Source organism: Candidatus Amarolinea dominans (assembly GCF_016704685.1).
In the GTDB taxonomy this organism is placed as follows: Bacteria; Chloroflexota; Anaerolineae; order SSC4; family Amarolineaceae; genus Amarolinea; species Amarolinea dominans.
This window is the reverse complement of the sequence record NZ_JADIZS010000035.1, coordinates 34585-53083: the sequence shown is the minus strand read 5'-3', so window position 1 is coordinate 53083 and position 18499 is coordinate 34585. Positions and strand designations below refer to the sequence as shown.

12 protein-coding genes and 1 pseudogene are annotated in these 18499 nt (G+C 61.6%); 11 read left to right on the top strand and 2 right to left on the bottom strand.

Annotated features, from left to right (window positions below):
• The 3 genes and pseudogenes from IPF85_RS19645 to IPF85_RS19635 all read left to right on the top strand — a co-directional run.
• Positions 1-393: pseudogene (locus tag IPF85_RS19645) on the top strand (restriction endonuclease); the annotation flags it as partial.
• A gap of 93 nt (positions 394-486) precedes the next feature.
• Positions 487-729, top strand: a complete 243-nt coding sequence (locus IPF85_RS19640) for a hypothetical protein (protein WP_343409759.1) — start codon at positions 487-489, stop codon at positions 727-729.
• Between the two features lie 542 nt (positions 730-1271).
• A complete protein-coding gene (locus tag IPF85_RS19635; protein ID WP_343409758.1) occupies positions 1272-2165 on the top strand; it encodes a Fic family protein in 894 nt (297 codons plus the stop codon).
• A gap of 150 nt (positions 2166-2315) precedes the next feature.
• Here IPF85_RS19635 and IPF85_RS19630 read toward each other — a convergent pair whose 3' ends face one another.
• A complete protein-coding gene (locus IPF85_RS19630; RefSeq protein WP_343409757.1) occupies positions 2316-2588 on the bottom strand; it encodes a hypothetical protein in 273 nt (90 codons plus the stop codon).
• Between the two features lie 358 nt (positions 2589-2946).
• Between IPF85_RS19630 and IPF85_RS19625 the strand changes: the two genes are divergently transcribed.
• From IPF85_RS19625 to IPF85_RS19595, 7 genes are read left to right on the top strand one after another with little or no spacing between them, the layout of a single operon-like run.
• Complete coding sequence (locus IPF85_RS19625; protein WP_343409756.1) at positions 2947-3819, top strand: ABC transporter ATP-binding protein; 873 nt, start codon at positions 2947-2949, stop codon at positions 3817-3819.
• 9 nt (positions 3820-3828) lie between these two features.
• Complete coding sequence (locus IPF85_RS19620; protein ID WP_343409755.1) at positions 3829-4638, top strand: ABC transporter permease subunit; 810 nt, start codon at positions 3829-3831, stop codon at positions 4636-4638.
• An 11-nt stretch (positions 4639-4649) separates the two neighbouring features.
• Entirely contained in the window at positions 4650-5444 is a 795-nt protein-coding gene (locus IPF85_RS19615; protein WP_343409754.1) for an ABC transporter permease subunit, read from the top strand.
• 22 nt (positions 5445-5466) lie between these two features.
• Positions 5467-6528 (top strand): peptidoglycan bridge formation glycyltransferase FemA/FemB family protein, encoded by a 1062-nt coding sequence (locus IPF85_RS19610; protein ID WP_343409753.1) that lies wholly within the window; start codon positions 5467-5469, stop codon positions 6526-6528.
• The gene (locus IPF85_RS19605) at positions 6512-10135 is read left to right on the top strand and encodes an ABC transporter permease subunit (protein WP_343409752.1); all 3624 of its coding nucleotides are present in this window, start codon (positions 6512-6514) and stop codon (positions 10133-10135) included. Before IPF85_RS19610 ends, IPF85_RS19605 begins: the two co-directional genes overlap by 17 nt.
• A 15-nt stretch (positions 10136-10150) precedes the next feature.
• Positions 10151-11449, top strand: a complete 1299-nt coding sequence (locus tag IPF85_RS19600) for an MFS transporter (RefSeq protein WP_343409751.1) — start codon at positions 10151-10153, stop codon at positions 11447-11449.
• Between the two features lie 20 nt (positions 11450-11469).
• Positions 11470-14214 (top strand): CBS domain-containing protein, encoded by a 2745-nt coding sequence (locus tag IPF85_RS19595; RefSeq protein WP_343409750.1) that lies wholly within the window; start codon positions 11470-11472, stop codon positions 14212-14214.
• Positions 14215-14473: 259 nt separating this feature from the next.
• Here IPF85_RS19595 and IPF85_RS19590 read toward each other — a convergent pair whose 3' ends face one another.
• Positions 14474-14977 carry an OsmC family protein gene (locus IPF85_RS19590; RefSeq protein WP_343409749.1) on the bottom strand — a complete coding sequence of 168 codons (504 nt, stop codon included), beginning with the start codon at positions 14975-14977 and terminating at the stop codon, positions 14474-14476.
• 266 nt (positions 14978-15243) lie between these two features.
• Between IPF85_RS19590 and IPF85_RS19585 the strand changes: the two genes are divergently transcribed.
• Positions 15244-17913 (top strand): hypothetical protein, encoded by a 2670-nt coding sequence (locus IPF85_RS19585; protein WP_343409748.1) that lies wholly within the window; start codon positions 15244-15246, stop codon positions 17911-17913.
• Positions 17914-18499 lie beyond the last annotated feature (586 nt).

Genomic DNA, 18499 nt, shown 5'->3' with positions numbered 1-18499 from the left:
GCCTTCCTGGCCGAGCAGATGATCGCCATGAACAAAGCGAAACAGATCGAGGTCAGGGGCTTCCTGGCCTGGCTGGCGCGGGAGATCGGCGTCGATCGACGTTTCAACAACAAGACCACCCTCCAAAACTACTTAGGCGACTATCAAAAGGGCGAGTCACATGCCACGCTGGAGGATCTGCTGGCCGTGCTGCGCCAGAACCGGCGCAAGCCAGGTTGTTGTTCCCAGCGCCCGTTGCTCCAGGAACGGTTGCAGGCCGAGCACGGAGCGAGCCTGGCGAAGCTGTTGCCGCTCAAAGCGCGCCTGGCCGCGACCGATCGATTGATTGATCAGGTGGTCTACACGCTCTACGGGTTGACCGACGACGAAATCGCCATCGTGGAGGGGCGGTAGCCAATTCGATCAGTTGACGCCCTGTCTTCCCAGTGCTACAATCCGTGTCAGACACGTTGCCAGTTGGACCCTGCTGATGATGGAGGCCAATCTATGACTATCATGTCGCCACGAACCATCGAAGCCGCTTACGAGAACGGTTTGTTGCGCCCATTGGAAGCGATCCAGGACTTCGGCAACCAGATCTACCTGGTGACGATCTTGAATCTCGACGTTTTTCGTGCCAAGGCGCGTCCCGAACGTGACCTGAGTCTACGCGGCAAATATCGCGGCTATCTGAGTAGCACCGACGAATTCTCGCTCGGCAAGCAAACTGAGAAAACACTGGAGCTTTGATTTCATTCAGCAGCGATCATCACGAGTTCGACCCGATTGACCGCGATGGCAGAGCACGGTTCTGGTGGATCAGGTAGTATGTAAATCACGCGCACCACATGATCTGCTTACCATGTGACCGGCACTGCTACAGTGCCGGTCATTTTTTTGGCCGCTGATCAGGTTCCAGACATCAAAACCGTGCTCCAGTGCCACGCCGAGGTGGACCCCCTGGTATGGCCTACGGGTTGACCGACGACGAAATCGCCATCGTGGAGGGGCGGTAGCCAATTCGATCAGTTGACGCCCTGTCTTCCCAGTGCTACAATCCGTGTCAGACACGCGTTGCCAGGATAGACCCTGCTGATGATGGAGGCCAATCTATGACTATCATGTCGCCACGAACCATCGAAGCCGCTTACGAGAACGGTTTGTTGTGCCCATCGCTATCTGCTCGAGTACTGCGGCGATGGAGCAGCCAAAACCCAATGCCTCGGTGGACAGACGAAATGTCGCTCAACCGGCAGGCGATACGGCCTGACCCATCCTTGTGGAGACTCACAGTGACGCTGAACGAACTCCTGGCCCGTGTCGAAGCCTTACGCGGCGAGGTGGACGCCTTGCGGCCGCTCGACCCGGAGCAAGAGGCGCGCCTGGTGCAGAAGCTGAACCTGGAGTGGAACTACCATTCCAACGCCATCGAGGGCAACACGCTGACGCTGGGCGAGACGCGGGCGTTTCTGCTCTACGGCATCACCGCGCAGGGCAAGCCATTTCGGGATTACCTGGACATCCGGGGGCATCACGACGCCATCCGCTACCTGGAAGAGTTGGTGCGCGGCGGCGAGGCGCTGACCGAGGCCGCGATCCGTGAGCTACACCGCATCTTGCTCGTGGAACCATACGACGTAGACGCCATCACCGCCGATGGTTGGCCCACGCGACGTCGCATCGCCATCGGCTGTTACAAGACGGCCCCCAACCACGTCCGCACCACCACGGGCGAGACGCACTTCTATGCCACGCCCCTGGAAACGCCCGCGCTGATGGGTGAGTTGCTGGCCTGGTATCGCCGGGAGGCGCAAGCCGGTGCGCTGCATCCCCTGGTGTTGGCCGCCACATTCCACTACCGTTTTGTCGCCATCCATCCCTTCGACGACGGCAATGGCCGCATGGCCCGGCTGCTGACCAATCTCATTCTCATGCAGCACGGCTTTGTGCCGGTGGTCATCCCGCTGGAGGCACGCGGCGATTATCTGCTGGCGTTGGAGCGAGCCGATGCCGGCGACCTGGCCGATTTCGTCCAGTTGGTGGGCCGGGAGCTGATCCGCTCGCTGACCTTGACCCTGGCCGCGGCGCGCGGCGAACCGCTGGAGGCGGCCGGCGGCCTGGAGCGCCGGATCCAAAGGCTGCGGGAGCAGTTGGCGGCCTATAAGGCCGTTCCCGTTCAGGACTGAGACCGGCGTGTTCGCACGAAGTCCATGAACTCGCGGAAACCGGTCAGGAGGTCGGCGCTGAAAGGCGCAGGCTCGACATCGTTCTGCGAGCCGTTATGGAAGTGGCGGGGATAGGTGGACACGTTGCGCCAGGCGGTGTTGGGGAAGTTATCATAGCTGCCCCATCATCTCCAGCAAGATGTGGCGTTGGTCTTCCAGGTAGTCGAACCGGAAGTAATCGTCGAAAGCTTCGGGTTCGTGGAAACGGCCCGCCTGGACAGCCTGATCCAGTTCGGCGACGGTTCGCACGCCGTATCGGTGGGCCAGCGTGAACAGCTCACTCTCTACGAGTCGTAGCTTGCGCTCCAGGTAGAGTTGCAAGCTATCGCGTTCGAGTTGGGCCGGCGTCGTATTCAGGCGAGTGGCGACTTGTTCGAGTATCATCGGATGACCCTCCCATTTCTCGCCAGTATTGTACCTGACCGGCGCCGGCGCGTCAAGGAAAGGCTCGAAAGTGCAGCTATTCCATAATATAGCACACATTCAACCACCCGGGAGCACAGAGAACACAAAGAAACGGCAGATCAGACGCAAATCGGCAACTTCTCTGCGTTCTTTGTGATCTCTGTGGTCAAAAACCCGGCTACATTTGGAACTGCTGGTTGGCGGTTCGGGTCGGTTGACAATCCAGGGGGTTGGGTGTAGACTGAAAACAGCGACGGGGTCACGATTTGCGCTACACCTGACGGTGGGCGTTGGGTGGCGATATCTTCCGCACTATTTTGTGCAAAGGAGCGACTCTATGAGTGTTATCGAAGTTTCTAAGCTGACCAAGTATTACGGAAAAGCGCGGGGCATCGAGGATGTCTCTTTCAGTGAGGAAGAAGGCGAAATCTTCGGCTTCATTGGGCCAAACGGCGCCGGGAAATCCACCACCATCCGCCTGTTGCTGTCGCTGATCCATCCAACCAGTGGCAGCGCCAAAGTTTTTGGCAAAGATGTGGTCACCCACGGCCCGGAAATCCGCCGCGATATCGGCTACCTGCCTTCGGAAGTCTATTACTACGAAGGGATGAAAGTCGTTGACTTGCTCAAGTATTCCGCCAGCTTTTATAACGGCGACTGCACCCAACGCATGCACGAGCTGTCCGAAACCATGGAACTGGAGATGAACCGCCGCATTAGCGACCTGTCGTACGGCAACAAGAAGAAGGTCGGCATCGTGCAGGGCTTGCTGCACAGCCCTAAACTGCTCTTCCTGGATGAGCCGACCAGCGGCCTCGATCCACTCATGCAACGCAAGTTCTTCAACCTGATCCGTGAAGAAAATGCCCGCGGCGTGACCGTTTTCTTCTCTTCGCATATTTTGGGCGAAGTGCAGCGCTTATGCACCCGGGTGGGCATCATCCGCGAGGGCAGCATCGTCGAAATCTCCGACATCCGCACCCTGCAGAAGAATAACTACAAAAAGGTGCATGTGACGGCTGAAGGGCTGACTCGGGCCTCCTTTGATCTGCCGGGAGTGACCAATGTGCAAGTGGAAAACAGGTCGGTGAATTTCTTCTTCAAGGGCGACATCAACGCGGTGCTGCAAAAAATCAGCGGAATCCCGGTTGCCGATGTGACCATCGAGGAGCCGACGCTGGAAGAAATCTTCATGCACTACTACGAATAGGCGGAGACCATGAACGCAAACATCTACAGACATGAATTCCGCACCCGACTGAAATCGGTGGTCACCTGGTCGCTGTCTGTGGCAGCGCTCCTCGTTATCTTTTTCTCCTTTTTTTCGGCATTTGCCGATCAGGCTGCGCTGATGAACGCATTCCTGGCAAGATACCCACAGGAATTGCGGGCCGCCTTCGGCATGGATAACATGGACCTGGCCACCGTGCTGGGTTATTACAGTTTTATTTTCCTGTTCGTCCAACTCTGTCTGGCGATCCAGGCCGGCAACTACGGCTTTGGGCTGGTCTCGATTGAAGAAAATGAATTGACCGCGGACTTCCTGTTGAGCAAACCGGTCAGCCGCACGCAGATACTGACCAGTAAACTGCTGGCCGCGCTGACCAGCCTGACCATCACCAACCTGGTCGTGTGGGTGATTAGTTTCGTCGTCATCGCGCTCTTCCGCGGCGAGCACGAGTACGAGACAGGCACGCTGCTCCTGCTGCTGATCAGCATCGTGATTCTCCAACTCTTTTTCCTGAGCGTCGGACTGGTCATTTCGCTGCTGGTCAAGCGTGTGCGCAGCGTCACGCCGTATGCCCTCGGCCTGGGATTCGGTTCATACGTGTTGAGCGCGTTCAGCGGCATCTTTGGCGATGTGAAACTGGAACTGATCACGCCTTTCAAGCACCTGGATGCGGCCTACATCGTCCAGCATGGCGCCTATGACACGCCGCTGGTGCTGCTCAACGCAGCGGTCACCCTGGTTGCGCTGGCGGTCAGTTATCGGCTGTACATCCGCCGCGACATTCCGGCTGTATCGTAAGGAGACGCACGATGAACATCTTTCTTCGTGAACTGAAAGCCAACTTCAAATCGCTGCTGATCTGGAGCGTCATTATCGCGCTGATGATCATGATGGCGGTGGCGAAATTTTCCGCCTTTGCCGGCGACCCCGAGATGCTGAAAATGCTCGATTCCATGCCCCCGGCGCTGCTGGATGCCTTGAGCATGAGCGCCTTCAACCTGACCACGTTGAGTGGTTTCTATGGCATCATGTTTATCTATTTTGGTTTAATGAGTGCAATCGCAGCCGCGATGTGGGGCAGCGACATCATCTCCAAGGAAGAGCGCGACCGGACGGTCGAGTTTTCGCTTGTGCTGCCAGTGTCGCGCAGCAGAGTCGTCACAGCCAAGGCGCTGGCCGCCCTGGTCAATTGCATCGCCTTCGTGCTGATCACCTGGGCGGTGACGCTTGTGGCGGTGCGGTCGTACCAGCCCGACCAGGCCTTCTACGACTTCCTGGCGCTCGAAATGCAGGCCATGTTGGCGCTCGAACTGATCTTCCTTGCCATCGGGCTGCTGCTGGGCTGTGCCATGAAGCAGTACAAACGCTCCGGCTCAACCGCCATTGCCATCATCCTGACGACGTACTTCATGTCCATCATCTCCGGTATGCAGGAGGGTCTGGATTTTCTCAAATACTTCACGCCGTTCAAGTATTTCGACGCCGGGGAACTCCTCCGCACTGGGAAGATGGACGGGGCGTATCTGATTCTCTCGGCCGCGATCATCGTCGTGTGCGTGGCGGCGGCCTATTGGATGTACAACAAGCGTGATTTATACATTTAGCCTTCATCACTTGGAATTCTCCTTGCAACCGCTCACCTATCACGCTGAAACCGATCCACGCCGCTGGAATGATCTGCTGGCGGGGCTGCCCACACACCATCTGCTGCAAAGCTGGGAGTGGGGCGAGATCAAGCGCCAGACCGGCTGGTGGGCGCATCGCTTGTTCTTCGCACGCCAGGGCGCGGTCGTGGCCGCGGCGCAGGTGTTGACACGACGCCTGGGCCGTCTGCCGCTGGCTGTGCAATACGTGCCCAAAGGCCCGGCGCTCGATTATGCGGACCCCGTGTTGACGGTGCAGGTACTGGCCGCGTTAGAGGATTATGCCCGTCGCAGCCGCGCCATCTTTCTCAAGATGGACCCTGACGTGCCGGATGATACCCTGCGCGGCCGCGCCATTCTCGATCTGCTGCGCCATCGCGGTTGGCAGGCTGCCGCGGAGCAGGTGCAGTTCAAGAACACGGCGCTGCTCGATCTGACCGCCGGCGCCGACGCCGTGCAGGCCGGCTTCAAGCAGAAGTGGCGCTACAATGTGCGCCTGGCCGGTCGCAAGGGGGTGACGGTGCGCGCGGGCACGGAGGCCGACCTGGCGACTTTCTACCGGCTCTACGCGGAGACCGGCGGCCGCGATGGTTTCCTGATTCGCCCGCAGACCTATTACCACGACGCCTGGCAGACGCTTCTACAGAGTCAGGGGCAGGTGGGCGGCTGTCTTCTGCTGGCCGACAGCGGCGCAGAGACCGTCGCCGGCCTGTTCATCGCCCGTTTTGCGCGCACGGCCTGGTATCTCTACGGCGCGTCCAGCAGTCAACAGCGCGAGGCCATGCCCAACCATCTGCTGCAATGGGAGGCGATGCGCTGGGCGCTGGCGCAGGGCTGCACGACCTATGACCTGTGGGGGGCGCCGACGGAGATGGTTGAAAGCGACCCGCTGTGGGGGGTCTGGCGTTTCAAAGAGGGGTTCGGGGCGCGTTTCGCCCCGCACATCGGCGCGTTTGATTTTGCCCCCTCCGGCCTGACCTACTACCTCTACACCGTCGCCATGCCCAGGGTGCTGAGCTTGATGCGGCGTGGCCATTTGGTTTGACGATGCGGCTGCTCTGACGTATGATAAGTGCCCCGCTGTGGCCGCCAATCAACCATCAATCGGAACTGCACGTCTATGCAACAGATCCAAATCAGCCGGCGCACCGTGCGCCCTGGGGCGCCGGCTGCTGACCACCCTGGTCATTCTGCTCGCCATTGCCTACCTGACGCAATTAGGGCTGCTGATGGCGGAGCGCGGGCGCCAGGGTGTGCCGGCCGCCCTCTGGAGCGCCGCCGGCCAGGCGCTGGGCGCCACCTTCGACTACCTGTTCCGCCACCCCACCACCTATTACTGGCAAAAAGCCTACCAACCGGCCTTTGCCCTGGTCTGGACCTTTTTCTCGCGCAGCGCCGGGCTTCTCCTGGTCTCCCTGCTGCTGGCTGCCCTGATCGGCGTGCCGGTCGGCATCGGTGTCGCACGCAGCGGCCGCGCCCGCAACCGCTCATTGGTCTTGCTCCTCTCCATTCTTGGCGTCTCCACCCCCAGCTTCATCCTGGCCATGCTCTTCTGGATGCTCAACATCAGCGTCCACCGCACCTTCGAAATCACGGTGTTGCCGCAGACCGGCTTTGGCTGGGATGCGCACCTGCTCATGCCGGCGCTGGTGCTTGCGGCCCGCCCGCTGGCGCAGATCGTGCAGGTGACCTATCTCACCCTGGCCGATGTGCTGGGACAGGATTACATTCGGGTGGCCTACAGCAAGGGCCTCAGTGACCGCGGCGTGCTGCTGCGCCATGCCCTGCGCAATGTCTGGATTCCGGTGCTCACCACCCTGGGCACCTCGCTGCGCTTCTCGCTCGCCAGCCTGCCGGTGGTCGAATCGTTCTTCGTCTGGCCGGGCGTGGGGCAAATTCTCCTGCAAACGATCGAGAGCAGTAACCGCGCCCTCGTCACCGACCTGGTGGTCACCCTGGGCATCCTCTTCCTGCTGATCAACCTGGCCCTGGAGATGCTCTTCCCGCTGCTCGACGCACGGTTGCGCACGACGCCCAGCACAGACCTGTTCGAGGAACGGCAGACCGGGCGGCGCTGGCTCGAAGGGCTGTCGGTCTCCCTGCGTGAAACCTGGACCGGCCTGCGCCAGTTGCTGCCCGGCGTCCGGCGTCATGATGAGCTGCCCACGCTGACCGCGGCCATCAGCCAGGAGAGCGGATCGGCGGCCGAATTGCCACCCACCCACGGTGCGCGCCGCCTGCTGTACAACACGGTGACCAACCCGGCTCTGATGGCGGGCACCCTGCTTGTGGCCGGGCTGATCGGCCTGGTCGTGGCCGGTGATCGCCTGACGCCCGCCAATCCCTACGAAACGCACGGCGTGCTGATGATCGAAGGCGTCATCGCCGCACCGCCCTTCAAGCCTTCCAGCGTCTTTCCCTGGGGCGCCGACCCGGTTGGCCGCGACATCCAGGCCCTGGTGCTCGGCGGCGCGCGGCGCACCCTCACCCTGGCCTTTTTTGCCATGCTCGCGCGCATGGTCATCGGCACCCTGTTGGGCACGCTGGCCGGCTGGTGGCGCGGCGGTTGGCTCGATCGCCTCGTCCAGGGCGCCATTGCCGTGTGGGCCGCGTTCCCGGTGACGCTCTTTGCGCTGATCCTGATCCTGGCGCTGGGTATTCAACAGGGCATGGGCGTCTTCATCATCGGCGTTTCGGTCGTGGGCTGGGGCGAAATCGCGCAGTTCGTGCGCGGCCAGGTCATCGGCCTCAAACCACAGCCCTACATCGAAGCGGCCCGCGCAACCGGCGCGCGCACCATACACCTGCTCTCACGCCACATCCTCAGCGTGCTGCTGCCCTCGCTGCTCGTCCTCTCCATCCTGGAGATGGGCGGCGTGCTCATGCTGCTGGCCGAGCTGGGCTTTCTCAACATCTTCATGGGCGGCGGTTTCCGCGCGGCCATTGCGGAAACAGGCCAGATGCAGTCGGTTGTCTATTTCTTCTCCGACGTGCCCGAATGGGGCGCACTGCTGGCGAACGTGCGCAACTGGTGGCGCTCCTACCCCTGGCTGGGGTGGTATCCGGGCCTCGCCTTCTTCATCGCCATCCTCAGCTTCAATCTGTGGGGGCAGGGCATGCGGCGCTTCCTGGATGACACCCGCGCCAACGTCAGCCGCCTGTTCAACCGCTACACCGTCACCGTGAGCGTCGGCGCGGTAGTCGGGCTGATCCTGCTCTTGCGCGCCACCTCGCCGCTCGGCATCTATCGCAGCCAGGCGACCGCCTTCGACACGACGCGCGCCTTGCAGGATATCCAGCAACTGGCCTCGCCCGCGTTCGAAGGACGGGAAACCGGCACGCCCGGTGCGCAAAAAACGGCCGCCTACATCGCCGAGCGGATGCAGGAGATCGGTCTCTTCCCGGCCGGCGCCAAAGTAAACGGACAGGAAACCTTCATTGTGAGCAACACCACCCCCCGCGCCCATCTGCGCCAGACGCCCACCCTGGAGATTTTGGGCAACCAGGGCGACGTCACCCAGGCGCTGACCTATCGCCAGGACTTTGTCGAATACGTGGGGCGCGGCCTGGCCTATGCCCGGCGCTCCACCTTTGGCCGTGCCGAGGGCGTGGTGATGGGCCTGGTCAGCGGCCGCGACCCGGAAACGACCGCCAGCGACCACTACGGCATGAACCAAATGTCGTTGCGTGACAAAATTTTGATCGTGCGTCCCCAAGATGCCGAGCGCATCAATACGGCCGCCGCGGCCGGCTTCCTGGTGGTGTCAGATGATCCCCTACTCATGCAGCGCAAAGTGCTCTATGGCGGCAACGAAGGCCGCGTGCCGATGATGATCGTGACCACGGCCATAGCCGACCGCCTGCTGGCCTCAACCGGCAGCAGCATGGCCCAACTGGAAGCGGCCGCAGCCAGCCTCAAGGCCGGCGAGGTGACGCTGACGCCAGCCGGCGATCCGGTGCGCATGGTGATCGAAGCCGAAATTTCGGATGGCATCAGCGAGCAGTACTATCATGTCGTCGGTTTCATCCCCGGGCAGGCGGCCGAGATGGGGCTGGACAGCCAGGTCATCATGGTCACCGCGTCCTACGATGGCGTGGGCGTGGGGCCGGACGGCGCGTCATATCCAGGCGCCAACGACAACGCCAGCGGCGTAGCGACGATGCTGGAACTGGCGCGGGCGCTCAAGAACAGCCCGTACCAGCCCAACAAGACCGTGGTATTCGTGGCCTGGGCCGGCGGCGAGCGCAACGAGGGCCTCAGCGTCTTCAACGTCATGGCGGCCAAGATCGGCTTCAGTTCCCTGCATCTGGAGGCGGTGATCGAATTGAGCGGTGTGGGCGGCGGCAGCGGCGATGCGTTGGCCCTGGGCCAGGGGAGCAGCTTCCGCCTGGTGCAGCTCTTCCAGGATGCCGCCGGCCGCCTGGGCGTTGCCACCACCACGCGCGGCCGCGACCCCCACTTTGGGCAACCCGCACCGCCCGGCTTTGGTGGCCGCAGCGCACTCACCATGTACCTGAGTTGGGACGGCTCTGATGCGCTGGCCGAGACACCGCAGGACACTCCCGACGCGATCGAACTGCCCAAGTTGGAGCAAGCCGGACGCACCGCGCTGCTTGCCCTGCACACCCTCAGCCGCGAGGTCAACTATTAACACGCCGCTGCTTCCATGACCATCAGCAAAGATTCGTCGCCGCCGCGCTTTGCGGCCTTGCGCAACCGCGATTTCAGCCTGCTGTGGACCGGGATGCTGGTCTCCACCGTCGGCTCGCAGATGCAACTGACCGCCGTCAATTGGCATGTCTTCGAACTGCTCAGGGGCAGCACCTACACGCTGCAGCTGTTCGGGGGCGAATTTGCCCTGAGCGGCGAGGCGCTCGGCTTGGGCACCCTGGGCCTGGTACGCGTGATCCCCATCGTCCTCTTCGCTCTCATCGGCGGTGTGCTGGCCGACACCCTGGACCGCCGCCGCCTGCTGTTGGTCACCCAGGCCGCCGCGACCCTCTTCGCCGGGATATTGGCCTATCTGAGCCTGCGCGGAGAGGCCAGCGTGACCGCCATCTACCTGCTGACCGCCGCGGGCGCGGCCGCGGCGGCCTTCGACAACCCGGCGCGGCAAGCACTGGTGCCCAACCTGGTGCCGCGCGAGCATCTGACCAACGCCGTCAGCCTGAACACGTTGGTTTGGCAGATCGGCAGCGTGATTGGGCCTGCGCTGGCCGGCCTGATGGTGTCCGCCATTGACATTGGCTGGGTCTACGCGGCCAACGCCATCTCCTTTGGCGCGGTAATCCTGGCGCTGCTCCTGATGCGCTACCGGGGCCGCGCCGCCGCCAACAACACCGGCCTGGGCTGGCCGGCCGTGGCCGAGGGGCTGCACTTCACCTACAGTCAGCGCATCATCTGGGGCACCATGCTGCTCGATTTCCTGGCGACCTTCTTTTCCTCCGCGCGCACGATGCTGCCCATCATCGCCAGCGAGGTGGTGCATGTGGGCGTGCAGGGCTACGGGCTGCTTTCAACCGCTCAGTCGGTCGGGGCCATCGTTGCCGGCGCCATCACCTCGTACCGGGGCGAGATCAAACGCCAGGGCCATGTGCTCCTGGTCAGCGTTGCCATCTACGGCGTCGCCACCCTCTTCTTCGGCCTGACGGCCAACTTTTATCTCTCCTACTTCCTCTTTGCCCTGACCGGCGCGGCCGACACCGTTTCCACCGTCATTCGCGGCACCATCCGCCAGGTGCTCACGCCCGACCATCTGCGCGGACGCATGACCGGCGTCAATATGATCTTCTTCATGGGTGGCCCGCAGTTGGGTGAAATGGAAGCCGGCCTGGTCGCCAGCGCGTTCGGCGTCCCCTTTGCCATTGTCAGCGGCGGGCTGGCCACCGTGCTCCTCACCGGCTGGGTGGCGTGGCGCTATCCTAAATTGCGGGCCTACGAAGCGTCGCATGGTATAATAACGTAACTTTTGGGGGGGCGCCACACGTGACTACCGGTCTCACGGTCATTTTGACCCACGAACATGCCGATTTCGACGCCCTGGCGGCCATGCTGGCAACCTGGAAACTGAACCCCCAGGCTGTCCCCATTTTGCCGGGCCAGCTAAACCGCAACGTGCGCGAATTCTTGACCCTCTACCGCAGCGCCCTGCCGTTCGTGGCGGCCGCCGATGCGCCGCCGCGCCGCGTGGTCCATGCCCTGGTGGTAGACACGCAAAGTTTTGCGCCACCGCGCCGCATGTCGGCGCAAACCAGCGTTGAGATCGTGGATCATCATGCATTGCAGATCACCCTGCCGCCCGACTGGACCCACACCGGCGACAAGGTGGGCGCCACGACAACGCTGCTGGTGGAACGCCTGCAAAACGAACGTATCCCGCTGACCACGATCGAGGCCACCTGCCTGCTGCTGGGCATCTACGAAGACACGGGCACGTTGACCTACAGCGCCACCACCGCGCGTGACGCCGCGTGCGTGGCCTGGCTGCTGCAACCAGCGCAGGGCGCTAATCTCGAAGTGGTCAACCGATTCCTGCACCACTCGCTGACCGCTGAGCAAAAGGCCCTGCTCGATCAGCTCATCGCCAACAGCGAACCGTTCGAGTTCGGCAGCCAGCCGGTCATCATCGCCTGGGCCAGCTTGCCCACCTTCAACGATGAAATCTCGACCCTGGCGCACCGCGTGCGCGATTTCTACGAGCCGGCTGCGGTCTTTCTGCTGGTTGACCTGGGCGATCGCATCCAGGTCGTGGCGCGCAGCAGCAGCGACGCGGTGGATGTCGGCGTGATTGCGTCAGCGCTGGGGGGCGGTGGTCATCGGCGCGCTGCCGCGGCGCTGGTGCGCGGGCGCAGCCTGCGCGAGGTGCGGACGACCCTGGTAGATTTGCTGCAGCAGCACGTGCGCCCTTCGGTGACGGTCAGCGAGATTATGTCACGCGGGCTGCAGACCCTGTCGCCCGACATGACGATTGCCGACGCCGCGGCGCGCATGCAGCGCTTCGGTTTCGAGGGCTTTCCGGTGGCCGACTTGAGCCAGGTCGTGGGCATGTTGACCCGCGGCCAGGTGGACCGCGCCTTGCGCCACGGCCTGGCGCAGGCGCCTGTCGCCCAGGTCATGAGCAAAGGCAGCATCAGCGTGGCGCCGGAGGATGGCATCGAAGTCTTGCAGCGTCGCATGATCGAAAGCGGCTGGGGCCAGGTGCCGGTGGTCAACCGGCAGACCGGCGCGCTGATCGGCATCGTCACCCGCACCGACCTGATCAAGCTGTGGGGCACGCCGCTGCCCACACGCCCGGCCGCGGACATGAACGCGAAGATGGAAACTCTGCTGCCCGCGGCGTTGATCAAACTGGTGCGCCGTGCGGGCGAGGCCGCGGCCGATTTGAACTACCCCATGTACGCGGTGGGCGGCTTCGTGCGTGATCTTTTGCTCAACGTCCCCAATTTTGACATTGACCTGGTGGTCGAAGGGGATGCGATCGGCCTGGCGCGGCGCCTGGCGAGCCTGTATGGCGGCCGCGTGCGTTCACACAAACGCTTCGGCACGGCCAAATGGATTCTCAGCGCCGATGGCAAGCCCGAGCCGGCGGACGCAAGTGAGCAAAGCAGCGAAGAGGAAGATGAGGAGTACCGGCCGGCGCAGATCAGCGGCGTGGATGGCGCCGCGCCGCCGGTGCCCAGCCTCGATTTCGTCACCGCGCGCACCGAATTCTACGAACACCCCACCGCGCTGCCCACCGTGGAGCGTTCTTCGATCAAACTCGACCTGCACCGGCGCGACTTCACGATCAACACCCTGGCCATTCACCTCGACCCGCAGCATTGGGGCGAGCTGCTCGATTTCTACGACGGGGTGGGGGACCTGAACAACGGTATCATCCGTGTGCTGCACAGCCTGAGTTTCATCGAAGACCCCACACGCATCCTGCGCGCGGTGCGTTTCGAGCAGCGCTTTCATTTTCAGATCGAGGCGCGCACCGAGCAACTGATTGCCGACGCGCTTGATCTGCTGCCCAAGGTCAGCCCGGCGCGGGTGCGGCATGAGCTGGAGTTGATCCTGGAAGAGGCCGAGCCGGAACTGGCGCTGGCGCGTTTGCAGCAGATGCAGGTACTCGCACACCTGAATGCGCACCTGGTCTATGACCGCTGGTTGGCCGACCGCTTCGTTGATCTGCGCCATCTGCGCATGGACCGCCAGTTGGCGGGCGACCCGCAGGCGGTGGCAGGGGAAGAATTGCCGCGCCTCTACCTGGCGCTGATGCTCTTCCGCCAGCCGGCCGAGGCCGATCAACAGGTGCATGAGCGCTTGCGCCTGCGCCATGACACCATGCGCCTGCTGAGCGACCTGCGCGCCTTGCAGCGCCATCTGGCCGACCTGGGCCGGCCGCTGCTGCGCGCCAGTCAGATAGATGAGATCTTGCGCCCAATCAGCGCCGCGGCGCGGCTGGTGCTGCGCGTCGCCAGCGAATCGTGGCTGGTGCAGCAGCGCATAGACCTCTACGAACGCAACCTCAAGCAGGTGACGGTAGAGCTGGACGGTCATCGGCTGCGCAAACTCGGTCTGCCGCCCGGCCCACTCTATCGCCAGATTCTGCAGGCCGTGCGCGCCGCGCGTCTCGACGGCGAGGTGCATGACCTGGCCGGGGAGATGGCTCTGGCGCGGCGGTTGGCAGAGAGAGGGGATGCGGAAGCGCAGAGTGCAGAGTACAAAGTGCAAAGCGCAGAGCGATAGCCCTTCGGTTTGGGATCGCAGCCTTGGGATTCTTCCTTTAGTAATTTACCAGTTAACTTCTTGCACAGGGAGCAAGGATTCTCTTGCCACGAATGGCACGGAGGCAGAGGGGCCAATTCGTGAAAATTCGTGAAATTCGTGGCAAAGAATGCCCGCATCCTTCTCTCAAAGTACACGGATCAACACGGATACTCTCACCCATGTCCAATTCGTGTTAATTCGTGAAATTCGTGGCAAAGAATGCTCGCATCCTTCTTTTTTATTTCTCCGCGTCCTCTGCGGTGCGTGTCGCCTCAACGACAATCACCGGTTCACACGTCACCGGGAAATTGACGGAGTTGGCGATGAAGCACAGCTCATGGGCGCGGGCGTGCAGGTGCGCAGCCAGGGCCGGGTCGGCGCCAGGCTGGATCGTCACTGTGGGCAGCAGCACGACCGAAGTAAAATGACCGCCGCCATTCGGCGTCTCCGCCATGACGCCGCGGGCCTGGTCTTCATAGGCCACCACCACCACACCCGCGTCTGCGGCCAGGTGTAAATACCACAGCATGTGGCAGGCCGCCAACGACGCCACCAGCAGGTCTTCCGGGTTATAGCGCGTGCGGTCGCCGCGAAACGCGGGGTCGGCCGAACCGGCGATCACTGGCTTGCCGGCCGCCGTGATCTCGTGTGCGCGCGCGTAGGCGCGGTAGCTGCTGGTCCCCTGCCCCAGGTTGCCGGTCCAGGTCACCTGAACCGCGTACGTGTGTTCGTGCTGAGTCATATGTCTTTATCCAAACCTACGCGTGCAACGCCGACGCAAATCCATGCACCGCAATCACCCACCGCAACGATCCCCGATGCAACCGCAACCCCAGATAGCACACTACGTTGATCGTTTTGCACACCGCAGGACAAAAATCCTGTGCATCCTGCTCATCCTGTCCAAATCGGCTTGCAAGGTGAGCTGCATATCATCCATTTTAATCGCACTCACGCCGGCAGACAAAATGCACATGTTCGGACCAGGCTATACTAAGGAGGGATCTCATGATGACCGTTTTCTCATCTCGCAGGCAGCGTCAGCTAAGACTAATGAGCGGCGCCATCGCTATTCTCCTCACCGGAACGATCGTCTTCGTTTGGGTGTGGCTAAACACCTCGTTTCCAGCCAATTCGACCCTCGATACCATTCTATGCCAACACCTACCCCTGACAGATCGTCAGGTGGCTGTGCGGCGCAATCTGCCAGCATCATTCGTGCCTGAGCTGCGCGCAGCTCTTGGACTATCCAATGCCGAGATCTGTCTGTTGCCGGATGACAAACTGACGCAAGCCGTGTACAAGACAGATCATCCCAAGCCTGACTCTCCCGGGGAAGCGGTGACTTTTCGCCGCCTGCAGCTTCAGGATGAGAACGGATTTGTGCCGGCCGATGGCCTGGCGCGAGCCGGCGAGCACGTTCGTCAAATGCGCATTGGCGACGGCGCGGACCCTGACAGCGGCGGAATCTCACGTGGGTCGTGGATATGGCTGGGGCCAGGCAACATCGGCGGCCGCGTGCGCGCCATCGTCATCAGCCCATCGAACTCGGCCCTGATGTGGGCGGGCAGCGTGTCCGGCGGCATCTGGCGGTCAACCAACGGCGGGGTCTCCTGGGGGCCGGTAGATGATTTCATGGCGAACCTGGCAGTTTCCACACTGGTGATGAGTCCGAGCAACAGCAGCATCATGTATGCCGGGACGGGAGAAGGCTTCTACAATGCGGATAGAATACAGGGCGCCGGTGTCTTCAAGAGTACGGACGGCGGCACGATCTGGTCACAATTAGGCTCGACGACCAGTGCAGACTGGTATTACGTCAATCGCCTGGCGTTCGCACCCAATGGCAACATCCTGGTGGCGGCTACGAGCAGCGGTTTGTGGCGAAGCACGGATGGCGGCGCGACGTGGAGCCGCCGAACCACGACGCGAGCTTTGGATGTAAATTTCAATCCCGCGGACAACAGCAAAGCTATCGCCAGCGGCTCGGAGGGAAGCGCCTGGTATTCGAACGACGGCGGGGTCAACTGGACGGCTGCCACTGGCATACCTGTCCTAGATTGGCTGGGACGGGTGGAGGTAGCCTATGCCCCTAACAACCCTGCCCTCGTTTATGCGTCGGTGAATCGCAACAGCGGTGAAATTTGGAGCAGCACCAACGGCGGGCAGACCTATGCGCTCGTCAATACCGGCAACAGTTACCTGGGCGGGCAGGGGTGGTACGACAACATCATTTGGGTTGACCCCACGAACGCCAATACACTGATCGTGGGCGGCATTGATCTGTGGCGCAGCACGAATGGCGGAAGTTCGCTGACGAAGATCAGTCAATGGTGGAGCGCGCCGTCCTCTGCCCATGCCGATCATCATGCGATCGTTGAATCTCCGGGCTTCAACGGCGGCACGAACAAGATCGTTTTCTTCGGCAACGATGGCGGCGTCTACAGGGCCGACAATGTGTACACGGTTCTGGGCACCACCGGCTGGCAGGAGTTGAACAACAACCTGGGCATCACCCAGTTCTATGGCGCAGCCGGCAACCCAACGAGCGGCGTGATCGTGGGCGGCACACAGGATAACGGAACCTTGCGTTTCAACGGCAACACGGAAACCTGGAGCACGATGTATGGCGGTGATGGTGGTTTCTCGGCTGCTGATCCATCTGACCCGAATTACTTCTACGGTGAATATGTCTATGCGTGGGTTCATCGCAGCAGCGATGCGGGCAGTACGTCCGAATTCATCAGCGGTATCTATTGGGATGGCAGCCAGTGGACTTGCCTCTCGGCTCCTTATCGCATCGATGACGCGTGCAACCGCACCGCCAATTTCATCGCCCCATTCATTCTGGATCCCAATACCCCCAATCGCCTGCTCGTCGGCGGCAGATCCCTGTGGCGCAGCAACGATCCGAAGACGGCCAACACGGGTACGACGGGTCCCTCCTGGGCCAGCATCAAAGCGCCGATTAGCGGCGACTACAATATCAGCGCCATTGCCGTTGCGCCCGGCAACTCGGACATCGTGTGGGTGGGGCATAACAATGGTAATGTCTACAAGACAGCCAACGGCACCGCAGCTTCACCAACCTGGACGCAAGTGGATACCAACGCGCCCGGTTTACCCAATCGCTACGTGATGCGCATCACCATTGACCGCAACAGCGCCAACACGGTCTACGTGACGTTTGGTGGTTTCAGCCCCGACAATGTCTGGCGCACCACCGACGCCGGCAGTTCCTGGAGTGACCGCACCGGCTCAGGCTCCAGTGGACTGCCCGACGCGCCGGTGCGCAGCCTGGTGATTCATCCCAGCAATTCCAACTGGCTCTACGTTGGCGCCGAAGTCAGCGTCTTCGTCAGTGAAAACGCCGGGGTTAATTGGACCGTGCCTCACGAGGGACCGGCCAATGTCTCGGTGGATGAGTTGTTCTGGATGAACACTGCGCTTGTCGCGGCCACGCATGGACGTGGCCTGTATCGGGCGGAGACAGTGGGCCAGGCGTGCTATGACTTCGATCACAACGGTCAGGTAGATGCCCTCGACATCACAGCGGTTGCCAGCCGTTGGCGCAATGCAGCCTTATACAATCCAACCTACGATGTGGCCGCCCCCTTCGGCGTGATTGACATCATTGATATCGTGACCGTGTCCGCACACTGGGGTTTGAGCTGCTGATCGAGTGAAGCCCGCTGAAAAAAGTTGACAGAGTTCTGCCAAAACTTGACAGACTCATGACAGACAAAATCTGGTATACTGTTCATGGCTCACTGTTTACTGTCTCATTGACAAAACTGGACATCGAAAGGCGGACGATCATGGCGACATTTGTATCTCAGTATGCAGGGCTTCACAAATGGTTGCGGGGGAGTGCAGCCAGCCGTAGACGACATGGCTGGGTGATAGGCATACTGATTCTGGTTCTTTCCGGCTGTTCGCTGCAACCGGTTGGCACAACGCCAACGGGCACAAACGCCAACGGGCACAACGCCAACGGGCACAACGCCAACGCAAACCCTTGCACCGCCATCACCCACTGCAACGATCACTGAGGCAACTGCAATACCAGAAAGTACACCACTTGCCAGGGTGATCGTGAGTCCCGCTCAAGCCGGTCAAACCATCGTTGTCCGGGTGAATCAGCAAATCGTCGTGCTGCCCATGTCAACTGAGCTCACATGGCAGGTTGATTATGATTCATCCATTCTTACTGCACTCACACCGGCAGACAAAATGAGCCAGCCTGGGCCAGACGGCTGGTTGT

Bases quoted from the DNA above. Each gene is read 5' to 3' on its own strand.
- IPF85_RS19640 (WP_343409759.1), top strand. From the start codon at position 487: ATGACTATCATGTCGCCACGAACCATCGAAGCCGCTTACGAGAACGGT.
- IPF85_RS19630 (WP_343409757.1), bottom strand. From the start codon at position 2,588: ATGATACTCGAACAAGTCGCCACTCGCCTGAATACGACGCCGGCCCAA.
- IPF85_RS19625 (WP_343409756.1), top strand. From the start codon at position 2,947: ATGAGTGTTATCGAAGTTTCTAAGCTGACCAAGTATTACGGAAAAGCG.
- IPF85_RS19620 (WP_343409755.1), top strand. From the start codon at position 3,829: ATGAACGCAAACATCTACAGACATGAATTCCGCACCCGACTGAAATCG.
- IPF85_RS19615 (WP_343409754.1), top strand. From the start codon at position 4,650: ATGAACATCTTTCTTCGTGAACTGAAAGCCAACTTCAAATCGCTGCTG.
- IPF85_RS19600 (WP_343409751.1), top strand. From the start codon at position 10,151: ATGACCATCAGCAAAGATTCGTCGCCGCCGCGCTTTGCGGCCTTGCGC.
- IPF85_RS19590 (WP_343409749.1), bottom strand. From the start codon at position 14,977: ATGACTCAGCACGAACACACGTACGCGGTTCAGGTGACCTGGACCGGC.
- IPF85_RS19585 (WP_343409748.1), top strand. From the start codon at position 15,244: ATGATGACCGTTTTCTCATCTCGCAGGCAGCGTCAGCTAAGACTAATG.